At 64.9% G+C, this 13246-nt stretch carries 14 protein-coding genes and 1 pseudogene; 4 read left to right on the top strand and 11 right to left on the bottom strand.

Annotation, left to right across the window (positions count from 1 at the left end; translation table 11 throughout):
- Positions 1-105 precede the first annotated feature (105 nt).
- Entirely contained in the window at positions 106-1617 is a 1512-nt protein-coding gene (locus tag B3T59_RS23870) for a PepSY-associated TM helix domain-containing protein (RefSeq protein WP_287005297.1), read from the top strand.
- Positions 1614-2378: a DUF5134 domain-containing protein gene (locus B3T59_RS23865; RefSeq protein ID WP_287005296.1), complete on the top strand. Its 765-nt coding sequence runs from the start codon at positions 1614-1616 to the stop codon at positions 2376-2378. Before B3T59_RS23870 ends, B3T59_RS23865 begins: the two co-directional genes overlap by 4 nt.
- On the opposite strand, the gene B3T59_RS23860 is transcribed toward B3T59_RS23865, so the two are convergent.
- The 11 genes and pseudogenes from B3T59_RS23860 to B3T59_RS23810 all read right to left on the bottom strand — a co-directional run bounded on the left by B3T59_RS23860 (position 2368) and on the right by B3T59_RS23810 (position 11717).
- The gene (locus B3T59_RS23860) at positions 2368-2949 is read right to left on the bottom strand and encodes a hypothetical protein (protein ID WP_287005295.1); all 582 of its coding nucleotides are present in this window, start codon (positions 2947-2949) and stop codon (positions 2368-2370) included. The genes B3T59_RS23865 and B3T59_RS23860 overlap by 11 nt on opposite strands.
- Positions 2946-3797: a serine/threonine protein kinase gene (locus B3T59_RS23855; RefSeq protein ID WP_287005294.1), complete on the bottom strand. Its 852-nt coding sequence runs from the start codon at positions 3795-3797 to the stop codon at positions 2946-2948. Before B3T59_RS23855 ends, B3T59_RS23860 begins: the two co-directional genes overlap by 4 nt.
- 27 nt (positions 3798-3824) lie before the next feature.
- On the bottom strand, positions 3825-4784 hold the full coding sequence (locus B3T59_RS23850) for an MlaD family protein (protein WP_287005293.1): 960 nt from the start codon (positions 4782-4784) through the stop codon (positions 3825-3827).
- Positions 4781-5812: an MlaD family protein gene (locus tag B3T59_RS23845; protein WP_251722061.1), complete on the bottom strand. Its 1032-nt coding sequence runs from the start codon at positions 5810-5812 to the stop codon at positions 4781-4783. Before B3T59_RS23845 ends, B3T59_RS23850 begins: the two co-directional genes overlap by 4 nt.
- Positions 5809-6441 (bottom strand): hypothetical protein, encoded by a 633-nt coding sequence (locus B3T59_RS23840; RefSeq protein ID WP_287005322.1) that lies wholly within the window; start codon positions 6439-6441, stop codon positions 5809-5811. The genes B3T59_RS23845 and B3T59_RS23840 overlap by 4 nt, the downstream gene beginning before the upstream one ends.
- A gap of 214 nt (positions 6442-6655) precedes the next feature.
- Positions 6656-6931 (bottom strand): annotated as a pseudogene (locus B3T59_RS23835) (MlaD family protein); the annotation flags it as partial.
- On the bottom strand, positions 6925-7941 hold the full coding sequence (locus tag B3T59_RS23830) for an MlaD family protein (RefSeq protein ID WP_064865002.1): 1017 nt from the start codon (positions 7939-7941) through the stop codon (positions 6925-6927). The gene B3T59_RS23830 and the pseudogene B3T59_RS23835, both read right to left, overlap by 7 nt.
- Entirely contained in the window at positions 7929-9041 is a 1113-nt protein-coding gene (locus B3T59_RS23825; RefSeq protein WP_005206521.1) for an MlaD family protein, read from the bottom strand. Before B3T59_RS23825 ends, B3T59_RS23830 begins: the two co-directional genes overlap by 13 nt.
- On the bottom strand, positions 9038-10060 hold the full coding sequence (locus tag B3T59_RS23820; protein WP_005206520.1) for a hypothetical protein: 1023 nt from the start codon (positions 10058-10060) through the stop codon (positions 9038-9040). The genes B3T59_RS23825 and B3T59_RS23820 overlap by 4 nt, the downstream gene beginning before the upstream one ends.
- Complete coding sequence (locus B3T59_RS23815) at positions 10057-10920, bottom strand: MlaE family ABC transporter permease (RefSeq protein ID WP_251722062.1); 864 nt, start codon at positions 10918-10920, stop codon at positions 10057-10059. The genes B3T59_RS23820 and B3T59_RS23815 overlap by 4 nt, the downstream gene beginning before the upstream one ends.
- Positions 10921-10937: 17 nt before the next feature.
- Complete coding sequence (locus tag B3T59_RS23810; protein WP_005206518.1) at positions 10938-11717, bottom strand: ABC transporter permease; 780 nt, start codon at positions 11715-11717, stop codon at positions 10938-10940.
- Positions 11718-11951: 234 nt separating this feature from the next.
- Here B3T59_RS23810 and B3T59_RS23805 point away from each other — a divergent pair, with 234 nt between their 5' ends.
- Together B3T59_RS23805 and B3T59_RS23800 are read left to right on the top strand one after the other, a co-directional pair.
- On the top strand, positions 11952-12605 hold the full coding sequence (locus B3T59_RS23805; RefSeq protein WP_231894684.1) for a TetR/AcrR family transcriptional regulator: 654 nt from the start codon (positions 11952-11954) through the stop codon (positions 12603-12605).
- A gap of 185 nt (positions 12606-12790) precedes the next feature.
- Entirely contained in the window at positions 12791-13162 is a 372-nt protein-coding gene (locus B3T59_RS23800; protein ID WP_287005292.1) for a VOC family protein, read from the top strand.
- The last annotated feature ends 84 nt before the right edge of the window (positions 13163-13246 follow it).

The raw sequence follows: 13246 nt of genomic DNA, 5'->3' as shown, positions 1-13246 counted from the left end.
GTATGCGGGGCACAGGCGACTACTCCTCACAGTGCCGTCGGAAAACCGACGGCATGCAGCCTCCCGACGAAGGAAGTCACCGAAGCCGTGGTCAGCCCTCCACCCGTGGATTCCGCGCCCGACAAGCCAGCCGAGACCGACAAGCCAACCGAGCCCGAGACCGTCGAACCAGATCGCGGCCCGCGGGCCGCGCGCCCAGCTCCCTCGGCGGCGCAGCGGTGGCGTCCGCTCCTACTTCGCTGGCATTTCTACGCGGGAATCCTGATCGGCCCGTTCCTTCTGGTCGCGGCCGTGACCGGCACGCTGTACGCCCTGATCCCTCAGATCGACCGGGCTGTCTACAGCCATGAACTCACCGTCGAAAACATCGGCGCACAGCGGCTTCCGCTGGGCGACCAGGTCGCCGCGGCGCGTCGAGTTCATCCGGAGGGAACCATCGCGTCGGTGACGCCTGCGCCGAAAGCTGACTCGACGACGCGGGTGACGCTGAGCGTCGACGACCTGCCGTCGGACCGAACGCGCACCGTCTTCGTCGATCCCTACACCGGCGAGGTGCGCGGATCGCTGACCACGATGGGCGAATGGCTGCCGGTACGTACGTGGTTCGACGACCTGCACCGCAACCTGCACCTGGGTGTCGTCGGTCGCAACTACAGCGAGATCGCCGCGAGCTGGCTGTGGGTGACGGCGCTGGGCGGGCTGGTCCTCTGGATCGGCTATCGGCGACGGACCCACAAGCGCAACCGCGTCCTCGTCCCTGACCGCGACGCGCCGAAGCGGCGTCGAACACTGACGTGGCACGGAGCAGTGGGCACCTGGATCATCATCGGTCTCGTCGCGCTGTCGGCGTCGGGACTGAGTTGGTCGCGGTATGCGGGAGCGAGCATCGGTGAGTTGCGCACCGAACTCTCGTGGACGACGCCCGCGGTCTCGACGTCGCCCGCGTCGTCGAACGAAGGCCATCACCACGGGGGTGACGCAATGGCCGAAGCCCCGCCGACGATCACGCCGTCCGACTTCACCGCCGTCGACAACACCGCCACGCGAGCGGGTCTGCGCGCACCGATGGTCATCACGCCGCCATCCGCGGAGGGCACGGCGTGGTCGGTGAACGAGAACAATCGCGGGTTTCCCACGCGGTACGACGCGATCGCGGTGGACCCCAAGACATTTGCTGTCACCGATCGGGTGAACTTCGCGCAGTGGCCGTTCATGGCGAAGATGACCGACTGGGCCATCAGCGCACACATGGGCCTCTACGGCATTCTCAACCAGATCATCCTGGCGCTCTTGGGAATCGGTCTGATCAGCGTGATCGTCCGCGGCTACCTCATGTGGTGGCGGCGGCGTCCGACAAGAGGTGGACTACCCAAGGCCCCGGGGCGAGGATCGCTGAGTTCGCTCCTGCCAGCCGAGGCGGTGGCGCTCATCGCCGTGGTCGCGGTACTCGGGTGGTTTGCGCCGTGGTTCGGAATTCCGTTGGCGCTGTTCGTGATCGTCGACGCCGGGTGGGGCATCATTGCCACGCGCCGTGGTTCGGGGACCCCTCCGCATGGACACGAGCACGGCCCTTCCGATGAGCAACCAGCCCCCACGGCAGCCGAGAGTGCCCGATGATCGACAATCTCGCACTCCGCTGGGTCGTCACGATCCTGTTCGCGATCTCCGCAGCGTTGACCGTGTACGCGATGGTGCGCCAACCGCTTCGCTGGCCCGCTTACGTCGGACACGTGCTGCACCTGATCATGGCCGTAGCGATGATCGTGATGGCGTGGCCGTTCTCGATGAGCTGGCCGACCACTGGCCCGATGGTCTTCTTCATCGTCGCTGCCCTCTGGTTCCTGGCGACTCTCGCATTCCCGAGTTCTGTTCTCGCCGAACCGGAATGCGGGTGTGGCGATGTCTGCACGTGCGGGGCGAACTGTGGTTGCGTCCCCGCGACCGACTCGGTGTTCGGACGATCTGTCGCCGTGTATCACGCGGTCATGATGGGCGCGATGGCGTGGATGTACGCCGTGATGAACGGGATCCTGCTCCCTGGAAGCACCTCGGCAAGTGCTTCGGGCACAGTCGAATACACGTCGGCGCTCGAATACAAGTCTGGGCTCGGTGAGCTCGTCCTCGCCCACGACCACGGTTCCGGCGGCATGGATATGCCGGGAATGGACATGATCGGCAGCAGCCAACCGGCGTACATCACCCCGGTCAACTGGATTCTCACGATCGGTTTCGCCATCGCCGCCGTGGTGTGGTTGTACCGCTACCTCGATCGACGACGACGCGCGGGCACGACGTCGGACGTACTCGCCTTCGCGGGCGATATCTCGCAGATCTGCATGGCCGCGGGGATGTCGATCATGTTCGGCGTCATGCTCTGAGCGTCATGCTCTGAGAATTCGGGTGAGGCGGCGGCGTGCAGGGCTCTGCTGGAACGTCGTTGGCTGGTGTGCGGTCGTCTCGATCCGCTCGCGGCACCAGCATCACACCAACGAGACAGGTGATCACGAAGCAGCACAGCGTGACCGGGGGCCACGCGGACACCTCGACGGTATCTGTCTGGACGTCGACGGCCGCGCCGAAGACCGACGAATGCGCCGCAGCATCGGTGAGGAACCACTCCACCGCCGCGATACCGACCGCCGACCCCCCGATCGCGGCATAGCCCCCGCGGGCGCGCCGATAGCCGGGGCTGACGGCCCACAGCGCGAGCGCGGCGAGGAGGCATGCTGCGACCAGTGCGACTGCTCCGGCCAGACCGACGACGCCACGCGCGGCGAGCTCTACGGGCGCTCCCGATCGTGTGACGGCCCGGTCGGTCAGATCGGTCGACGACGGAATGACCGAGCCCTGCGCCCGAACCCACGTCATCGTCGTGGCAACGCCTCCCACTGTTGCCACGACGAGCAGCACAACCGACCAGCGGCGTCCGCCCGGGGTGGTTGTGCTCATGGTGTGGGCCGCGCGGGTGCGACGGGGGCCTGACCGCCCGTGCCGTCACTCCCCTGGTTGCCGTTGCCCTGGTTGCTGTTCCCCTGAGTACCGGCGCCTTGGCTTCCGGCGCCCGCGTCGCTCTGCGTGAGATTCGGGGTGCCGCTGCCCGACGAGCCGTCCTGCGCCGCGCCTGCGATCCCGGCGACGTCGGTGATCAGCCAGTTGCTGTCGCGGTCGAGCGTGATGGTGTAGGGGGTGACGGTGTTGAGTCCCTTCGGATTCTGTGTGCTCGTCATGTGCGTGGAGACGAAGACCTGCACGATGAACTGCCGATCAGCCCTGATGTCAACGGTTTTCGCCGCTATCAGTTTCGCGGTCTGCACCCACTGGACCTCTTGGATGAGTGGTGTCAGCGTGTTCACCGCAACGTCGAAGCGCGAATTGAGTTCCGGCGCAGTGCCGTTCTTCAGCGCTGCCGACCACGATTGCAGGTTGTTGAAGTCGAACGTCGCCGCGCCGACCGCGTACCTACCAGCGACGGTTTCGGCTGTCTGCTTGTCGGCAGTGAGTTGACGTTCGGCAGCGAGGTCGTCGGATCTTTGCACGAGGAGGTAGGCGAGCACGCCGACCGCGACCAGCGCGGCCACGCACAGCATGCTGACTGCCGCGACAACCGGGTGGCGACGCACCGACAGGTACTCGGTCAACTGAGCACGCCCAGAAGGCATCGAGACAGAAGGCTTATCGACAGCCGGCTTCTCGCCGGGCGGATTGGTGGTGCCAGTCGCGCCGGCGGCATCGTTCTCAGGCTCGCCGTCGTTCTCCGGCTCGACGTCGTTGGTCGTGGTGTGCAGGTCGGTTGTCATGGGCTGGCTCCTACTTGGCTCGGGCTGTCATCTCGGCGGGGTCACGGTTAGTTGCAGGCTGTCGCCGGGCAGGACCTTCATTGCCTGCTCCAGCAGCGTCGCGATGTTGATCTGGGCCAGCACCGAACCCGACTGCCGTGCGGCCGGGAGCAGTGTGTCGGCGATGCTGCCCAATGGGGGCGCGATGGTGTTCACGAACTCAGCGGACCGATTCAACGACGGTTTCCAGCGATCCCTGATCTTCTTCCCGCCGTCGGTGGAGACGGCGAACGGCTTGACCGCGGTCACGACGTCGCGGACGCTGGTGCCCGCGTACACAAGTTGGGGAGCAGTCGGACGCAGCGAGCGGCCGACCCAGTCGCCGTCCTGCAGCATCGTCGTCGAGTTTCCGATGATCTTCTCGATGGCCGGTTGCGAGTAGATCATCGTCGCCGCAAGTACCTGCGCGGCCGGGGTGAGGCGTTCGACGTCGGACTCGGTTCCGGCGAGTGCTGCCGCGAGTGTGTCGACGAGATCGTTGACGAGCGTCGGGTCGACCTGATCGAGCAGTGTCTGCGTCGAGCCGAGAAGCTCCGGTACCGTCGCCGGGACGTCGACCACGGTTGCGGTCAGGGTCTGACCGCTACGAATTGTCTGTGCCGCATCGTCTTTCGGGGGAATGAGGAAGAGTCCCGACTCCCCGATCATCGATTGGTTCTCGATGACGAGTTTGCTGTTCGACGGTATCTGATGCGCGGCGTCGTAGGAGATCTCGATCTCGATGTCGGTGCCGCCGGTGTAGGTCACCGACGACACACTCCCGATCGACACTCCGCGGAGCAACACAGCCGAACCGGCATGCAGGCCATTGGATTTGGGTGCGGTGATGGTGACCGTCGTCTGGTCGGCGATGACCCGCATCTTCAGGACGCCCACCGAGAGGTAGGCGACCGCGAGGATGAGCACCGCTATGGTCGCCACGATGGAGAACAGGTAGCGCGCCTTCATCGGATTGCTCCGATCATGCGCAGCACCGCCGTCACCGATCGGGTTGCTTCCCGACGGTCTGCACCCACGGTGATCTTGTCGACGGAGACTCCACCGTTCTTGGCGAACGGGAGGAGCTTTGTCTGCGTCACATCGACGACCTTGCCGATGTTGCCGTTGAATTCGGTCGACGTCGCGGAGTAGCTGCGCAGCAGAGGCGTGATCTTCTCCAGGAACGGGTTGAGCTCGGCGAGCCTCGGCGTGAGCCAGCTCAGACCGATCGCGAGCGCACTGGAACCCGCGACGAGTTTGAATCCCTCACTGATCGCGTCCATGACAGACCCCAGGGTGAACTGGCCCTGCGGACCCATCGACATCGCGAGAAGAGCTGGGTCAGAGGCTATCTGGCGGCTTGCATTATCGAGGGTGTCGATCATCGAGTTCAACTCGTCGGTGCCGCGTGCGAGATCCTGGATATCGTGAGCGCCTACCCGGGATGCCGCGGGGAGGTCTCCGTTCCTGATGTCGACGGACTCGTTGACCTTGCGAATCGAATCCTGCACCCGCATCACCGAGCCACCCGCCATGAAGTCGGCGAGATTGGTGATGATGTCTTCGATCTGGGGGCCGGGGTCTGTGTCGCGCAGGCCGATGACGTCGCCGTCGTGCAGGAGTGGCGCACTCGAGGCGGCGGGCGGGATCAGCGCGACGTAGATGTCGCCGAGCATCGTCGACTGTCGCAGTTCGGCTTTCGAGCCGCGCAACACCTGGGCTTCCGGAGTGATGCCGAGTGTCAGCCGCGCGGCGTTGGGGACGAGTTCGATGGATTCCAGGGTGCCGATCTGGGTGCCGCGTGAGAGCACCCGTGCACCCAGCGGGAGATTGACGACCGACGCGAAGTCGACGAAGAGCGTCGTCGAATCAGACGACGACGAGGTCAGTCTCGGCAACAGATTCGCGGGATTGGTCCCACGGCCGACCGCGACGACGACAAGCGCTGCCACCACGGCCAGCACACACAGGACAAAAGAGACTCCGCGACGCATCATCGGCCGAGACCTCCCTGGATCGCTGCGCCCACCAGTCCGGTGAGATCGACGACCGCCGTCTGCCCGGTGCGGACGTCGCAGCGCCCGGCACCGCTGCGGTCGAGGAGTCCGCACAGTGCCGCGCTACTCGGAGTCCTGGCGAGCACCTTCGGCCCCGACACAGACACCGGGACCCCTCGCGCGGACCGGCTCATCATCGCCGACGCCGACGTCGCTATCCCCGGGATCTCGCGGAGAAGGACAAGCAGGTCAGGGGTTTTGGCGATACCGAGATCGATCAGCGGTTTCGCGACGTCGGCCGTGTCGAGCAGTGGCGGGAGGAGGTCGCCGAGAAGGTCGTCGATCGCGGGCGCGGCCTCCGACAATCCGTTGAAGATGTAGACGAAGTCTTCGATCAACCTGCCCATCATGAACGTCAACGACGCCGAGTTGGTCCCGATATCGCGCAGATCATCCCAGTTCTGGGTGGTGACGTCGGTGAGCGTCGCCAGGTTGTCGAAGATCGAACGCATCTGCGCGAGAAACTCGTCGGGTGCTGCCATCAGGCTCGACATGTTCTTGATGGACTTGTTGATATCGCCGCCGGTACCGTTGATCTCCCTCGAGGTGGCCGAGATGAGCTCTCCCACCGGCTTTTTCGTATCGGTACCGACTCCCCCGACCTCGTTGAACATCGTCGTGAACGACTGCAACGCATCGCTGACCGAGATGGGAGTGAACGTTCGAGAGAGCGGGACGCATGTCTGTGCGTCGAGTTGGGAGCCGCCGTGCGTCGGTGCCCACGAGTTCGAGACGACGGTCGGCGAGCACGGAGTTGTTGATCGCGACCACTTTCAGATCGGAGGCCAGCGGCCGGTCGTCGACCTTCATGTGCACAGTCACGTAACCGTTTTCGGGGCTCAGCGAGGTCACTGTTCCGACCTTGACGCCCCGGATGTTGACCGCATTTCCCGCATAGAGGCCTGCCGAGTCGGGCAGCTGGGCGCAAAGCGCACGCGCGTTGTTCGACGTCGACCTCAGGTAGACGACCACCGCACCCACAAGCAGCGCGACGACGAGGGTCGCGGCGACCAGTGCGATCACCCTGCTGTCGATTCGGCGTGCTCGTGCGGTCAACATGTGCGGCCCGCGATGGGTATGCAGATCGACGAGTCGTCGATCACCTGGTCACCGAAGTCGAGTGCCACCCCATTGGGATGCAGTGTGCGACTGAGCTTGTCGGCGATGCCGCGCAACTGTGTGATCGCGACACTCATCTTTGCCGCGATGTCTTTGGTCTCGCCCGCGGAGGCGATGATCCTGCGCAGGGGCGGCTTGATGCGCGCCTGATACGGCTCGCCGAGGACGTCGCCGACGTAGAGCACGAGCGACGCGAGGGCGTCGTAGGTGATGATGCCGCGATCCTTGTAGCCGATGATGAGCGGCAGTACGGCGTGAATGCGTTTGATCATCTCGACGAGAGTGGCTCGTTGTGCCGCCATGGCGGTGCTGTATTCGCCACCGATGTCGGCGACGCTCTTGATCTGATCCTGCTGCTTGTCGAGCAAGCTCGTGAGGGTGTCGACGTCTGACATGATGCCGCGGATGGCGCCGGGCGCGGCGTCGAGGCTGTTGGTCAGCGCCACCGCCGTGCCGCGCATCGTCGGCGCGTCGATGCCCGATGTGGTCTTGGCGGCGGCGTCGAGCACCTCGGAGATCGAGTAGGGCACGGAGGTGCGCGAGACGGGAATCACTGAGTCGCCCAACGGTTTGTCGCCCGCAGGCAACAGCGCGACGTATGCTCCACCGACCACCGTCAGCATCCGGACGTCGAGGGAGGTCTGGTCGCCGAGGAACACCTTGCGGTCGACGGAGAGCGAGACGTCGACTTTGTCGTCGGACAATGCGACGTCGGTGACCTTGCCAACTGTCACGCCTGCGATGCGTACCTCGGTGCCGCCCTTGATGCCGCCGCTCTCCGACATCACCGCGTGCACGGTCGCGCGCCCGGGAGGCGACATGTAGAGGAAGCCGACGACGACCACGAGCACAGCCACGACGGCGACAACTCCGACGGCCCACGAGATCTCGGCTCTACGGGAGACCTGGTCGCGGACAGCGAAGTCGGACACTCGGCTCAGGCCTTGCACAACGTCACCTTCCCTCCGCCGAGCAGGACCTGCCCCATCTCCGGCAGCGACACCTCGCCGCGCGAGCACGTCGCGTCGAAGCCCAGGTGACTCATCGACGCGTTCACCGTTGCCAGGAATGTCGGCAATGCGCCGAGCACCTCGGCGAACTGGTTGGTGTCGGGAACGAGTTGCATGATGCGCGCAGAGACGTTGTCGTGGCCGCCGAGTGTGAGGTCGAACAGGTTCGAGAGCAGGTCGACGATCGGCGGAAACACCTTGGCGCCGTTGCCGAATGCGGATTTCAGCAGATCGAGCTTGGTCTCGAGAGTGTCGAAGAGTACGCCGAGGCCTTTCATCAGCACCCCGATGATCTCTGACTTGCCCTGCAACGCGGCGGAGACAACGCCGAGGTTGTTGACGATCGTGGCGATCAGCGCCTTCTTGTCGGTGGCGAAACGGGTGAGACGTTCGACGTCGGCGAGGACGTCGCCGAGGCCCACGCCATCCTCGCCCTGGAGCAGATGGAGCATGTTGGTCGCGAAGGTGTTGAACACCTCGGGGTCGGCGCCCTGCAGCAGCGGCCGTAATCCGTTGAACAGCTTGGTGATGTCGAAGGAGCCACTCGTCTTGGCCGCGGGGATCACCTGATCGGGGTCGAGTGGCGTCACATCCGTTGGCGCGCTCGAGCTGGCGGCGCCGGCGACCCCTGACTCCTCGCTGTCGTCTGACTTCTCGGGGACTTCTGACTTCTCGGTGACTTCGGACTTCTCGGCAACTTCTGCTTTGGTGACCGCGAGGTAGCGCTGTCCGACGAGGTTCTGAAATCGAATCGCGAGCTGATCGCGATTGGTGAGTCGATTCTCCTCGCGCACAGTGAAAGTCACCAATGCGACGCCGGTGGGCTGGAGATCGATGTCGGTCACCTTGCCCACCTGGACGCCGCGCACGCGGACGTCGGCGTTCTTGTGCAGCCCGAACACGTCGGAGAATTCAGCGCGGTAGGTCTCGACGTCGCCGCCGACGGGCCGATTGATCGCCTGCACGATCGCATAGAGGGCGAGGATCACGACGGCCGCCACGAGCAGCAGTCGTTTCGTCGCCGACGACGCGTTTCTCACGAACCGCCACCCACTCTCGACAGCAGTTGGTTCAGCGGCGCCGATGCGCCGGGCACGACGTCGAGGTGCGCCGTTACCGACAGGGTGGTCCGGCCCGTCGTCGGATCGGTGTGGAACGCATTGCCGAAATGATCGATCAGCGTGCCGACCTGGGCGGGGGTGACGCCCGAAAGCCCCTGCCCGAGCGGCGTCGTGAATGCGTTGGTGAGGTCCATGAACGCACCGAACGGCGCGAGGCCGTTGAACAGTGATCCCATGCCGCCGAACAGATCTCCGATGTCGCCGATCATCTGCGCCACCTGAAGCACATAGCCGTGGTCGAGCAAGAGCGGGTTGGAGTTGAAGATGTTGAGCCCCTTGATTCCACCTGCCGCAGCGGCACCGACACCGCTGAAAGCGTCTGCGGCAGTGGGCAACAGTGCATTCAGACGTGTGCGCTGCCCCTGCTGCACCGTTTGCAGGGTGACGGTTGCCGCAGTCAGAAACGGTGACAGACGAATCGTCGTATCGCTCACCTGCTTGAGCAGGTCACTGAGTTGTGGGGACAGCACGGGCAGGGTGAAGGAGCCCGCACTGCGCACGGTCGCCGTCACGGTGTAGTCCGACGGGGGCTGTGCAAGCGTGATGGTGCTGCCACTGGTGACCGACGAGCCCGAACCCGTCGGATGCAGGCGCACGGCGTCGGAGCCGAAGAGGTTGCGCGACACGAAGCTGACCGCCGTGTTGTCGGTGAGCTCGCCCACGGCATCACGGTTGACGCAGACCTCCATGCGCGTGACGTCGCGGCGCGAAATGTCGAGGCCGCAGACCTGTCCGACGGTCTCGCCGCGGATATCGACCGGGACGCCCTCCTGCACGCCGTCGGGAAGCGACGGTGCGTCGATGGCGAAGCGTACGGCGTCGTCGCCTCCGCTGAAGGGTTTGATGACGACGAGCGCAACAACTGCGGCGGCTACGAGCACGGCGAAGATGCCTCGCTTGCGCAGCGCGGCCGGGGAGAGTTCGCGTGCCCTGCTCATGCGAAGTTCAGCCCCGAGTTCAGGCCCCAGAACATCAGCGACATCACCATGTCGGCCGCGACGATCAGCACGAGACTGGCGCGGATCGCCCGCCCGGAAGCGATGCCGACGCCCTCGGGACCGCCGCTCGCGAAGAAGCCGTAGTAGGTGTGCGCGATGATCACCAGGACCGCGAAGACGACGACCTTGATCGTCGAGTAGACGACGTCGACCGGACTCACGAACGCCTCGACGTAGCGATCGTAGGCGCCTGCGGAATTGCCGTAGACGACGCTGACGACGAGCCGCGACGAGAGGTAGGCCAGGCAGAGCGAGATCAGATAGAACGGCACGATGGCGAGGACGCCCGCGATGACGCGCGTGCCCACCACGAACGGGATCGGCCGGATCGCCTGCGCCTCGAGTGCGTCGATCTCCTCCGAGATGCGCATCGATCCGATCTCGGCGGTCATCCGGCATCCCGCCTGGGCCGCGAAACCCACAGCCGCGACGATCGGGGCCATCTCACGCGTGGCGGCGTACCCAGTGATGAGGCCTGCCATCGGCGACAGGCTGAGCGACGAGAGCGAGGTGACACCGAGGATGCCGATCATGCCGCCGACCGAAACACCAAGGATCGCAAGCACACTCGCGATCCCGCCGCCAACGAGGATCGAGCCGTTGCCCCAGGTGGTCTCGGCGAACGCCGCGAGCATCTGGTTGCGATACGCGCGCACCGTGTGCGGCAGACCCGCGATGGTGTCGAGCACGAACGTCACCTGGCGGCCGATGTGCTCGAAGGGTCGGCCCGCGTTGTCGACGGCCCTCTCCAACCGCGGGAACTTGGTGCTCGGGATGTAACTCCCGGCGCGCTGCGCCATCTCAGATCACCGCCATCTCAGATCACCTGCGGCGGGATGAAGAGCGTCGTGACCTGGGTGATGATCACGTTGATCACCATCGACGCGACGATGCCGAGTACGACGGCCGCGTTGACCGCGTCGGCGACGCCGCGCGCACCGCCGGCGGCCTCGAGCCCTCGTCTACTCGCGATGACCACGACGACAAAACCGAAGATGACTGACTTACCCAGACAGATCCACAGGTCCGTGGTCGACGCGTAGCTGCCGAACGACTGCCAGTACGACCCCGCGATGACCCCCTGTCCGACGATCGCCACGATGAAGCTCGCGGCCACCGCGATCACGATGATCAGGATCGAGAGAACCGGAGCGACCAGCACCATCGCGACCATGCGGGGTGCGACGAGCCGGCGCGTGGGGTCGATGCCGAGGACTCGCATCGCGTCGATTTCTTCGCGGACCGTTCGTGCTCCCAGATCCGCAGTGATCGCCGACGCCCCTGCGCCGCCGAGCAGAAGGGCCGCGGCCATCGGCGCACCCTGCTGGATGACACCCATACCGCCGACGGCTCCGGCCATGGAGGTGGCACCGAGGTTGCTGGTGAGGCCGCCGATCTGCACGGCGATGATCACTCCGAACGGTACGGCCATCAGCAGGGCCGGCAAGACAGTGATGCTGAGCAGGAACCACGCCTGAACGGTCGCTTCGCGGATCGGGAACCTGCCGCCAACGATGTCTGTCGTTGCGATGACAGAGGTGCGCACGCCCAGCCTCACCGTGCGGCCGAAGCCCTGCACACTCTGCGCCATCGGCACGCGCAACCCCCATACTCAATCAAGCATTTGTTTGGTTTTGGAACGCATGAGACATCCCGGTTTCATTCTTCGCGCCGAGCCGAGTATCACACATCCATGTGTCCGCTGTCACACCCCTATCCACGAGCGCGCTTTCAACTGCGGAACCACAAGCTCGGTGCTCGCTCGATGCTCGATACCGTCGGTGTCGAGTGTTTGCGATCGTGAAACGTTGCAGTGAGTTATGGTTCACGAGTGCCAGAAGTAGGCTCAGCCTCGACCGCGGCGTCGACCCACGCGGGTTCGGCGATGACGATGCTCGGTGCGTCGCGTCGTCGACGCGCCGAGGAACAGGAGCGTCGGATCATCGACGCGGCGTCGTCGGAGTTCGTGCGCTCCGGGGTCCGTCGAGCCAACATCGATCGCATCGCACGCGACGCGGGCGTCAGCCGCAGCACGCTGTATCGGCGTTTCCCCAGCAAGGACGCGTTGCTGGCCGAGGTCGTGCTGCAACTGCGCCGAGACTTCTTCTCCGAGATGCAGCAAGCCGTGCGCGACCTCGACCCGCGCGAGGCGGTGGTCGAGGGGTTTCAGGTGTCCATCACGCGCGCACGCAGCAACGAACTCGTCACCCGCATTCTCGCCGACGAACCGGGCGCCGCCGACCTGATCATCGGATTCGACGGCCCTTACGTGGTGGAAATGGTCGGCCAGTTCAGTCAGAGCATCGTCGACTCCCTGCGCGCCGCGGGCGCCAATATGCCCGACGCCGACCTGCGACTCGCGTCGGAGACGCTGTTCCGGCTGATCATGTCGTTCGCGCTCACGGACTCACACACCGTCGACATCGACGACGCCGACGCGCTGCGCGACTACGCGTCGAAGTTCCTCGCGCCGATGTTCTGGTGATCGCTTTATCGCGCCGGCTGGGCGGCGTCGGCTTTCTATTGCGGACCAGATATGACCGCAATGGCTGCGATGCTCGGTCTGTCAGGTGATCGGCACTCGGCTCGAACCTCGAAGCGCCCTACCCAACAGCGCCCCACCTGAACGACGCCCTATCTAAAAGCCGCCCCATCCGAAAGGTCACAGTCATGGATTGGACACTCGAAGTCGCGTTTCTGCCCGTCTCCGACGTCGATCGAGCAAAAGACTTCTACACCAGGATCGGGTTCAATCCCGACCACGACTCGTCCCCCACCGACGAGATCAGGTTCGTGCAGATGACACCGCCCGGCTCGCACTGCTCTATCGCTTTCGGCAAGGGCATCGTCGACGCCGCACCGCCCAACGCCGGGACACTGATGCTCTGCGTCTCCGACATCGAGGCTGCTCGTAAGCAGCTGCTCGACGCTGGCGTCGACGCCAGCGAGGTCGACGTCCAGTCGTGGGGCCACTTCGTCTACTTCAACGATCCCGACGGCAACCACTGGAATGTTCAGTATTTGCCCTACCGGTACGAGTGAGCTCCCGACACCTCGTCACGACGCGAAACGGCCCCGCACCTCGTGGCGGTTTCAAGGGGTCGTCGCAACACTGCTGTTAGTTGG

Source organism: Gordonia sp. UBA7860, assembly GCF_002500165.1.
In the GTDB taxonomy this organism is placed as follows: domain Bacteria; phylum Actinomycetota; class Actinomycetes; order Mycobacteriales; family Mycobacteriaceae; genus Gordonia; species Gordonia sputi.
The sequence above is the reverse complement of the archived record's forward strand: the minus strand, read 5'-3'. Positions and strand labels throughout refer to the sequence as shown.

Coding starts and splice junctions, on each gene's coding strand:
- B3T59_RS23815 (WP_251722062.1), bottom strand. CDS start 10,920: ATGGCGCAGCGCGCCGGGAGTTACATCCCGAGCACCAAGTTCCCGCGG.
- B3T59_RS23860 (WP_287005295.1), bottom strand. CDS start 2,949: ATGAGCACAACCACCCCGGGCGGACGCCGCTGGTCGGTTGTGCTGCTC.
- B3T59_RS23845 (WP_251722061.1), bottom strand. CDS start 5,812: ATGATGCGTCGCGGAGTCTCTTTTGTCCTGTGTGTGCTGGCCGTGGTG.
- B3T59_RS23865 (WP_287005296.1), top strand. CDS start 1,614: ATGATCGACAATCTCGCACTCCGCTGGGTCGTCACGATCCTGTTCGCG.
- B3T59_RS23855 (WP_287005294.1), bottom strand. CDS start 3,797: ATGACAACCGACCTGCACACCACGACCAACGACGTCGAGCCGGAGAAC.
- B3T59_RS23800 (WP_287005292.1), top strand. CDS start 12,791: ATGGATTGGACACTCGAAGTCGCGTTTCTGCCCGTCTCCGACGTCGAT.
- B3T59_RS23820 (WP_005206520.1), bottom strand. CDS start 10,060: ATGAGCAGGGCACGCGAACTCTCCCCGGCCGCGCTGCGCAAGCGAGGC.
- B3T59_RS23850 (WP_287005293.1), bottom strand. CDS start 4,784: ATGAAGGCGCGCTACCTGTTCTCCATCGTGGCGACCATAGCGGTGCTC.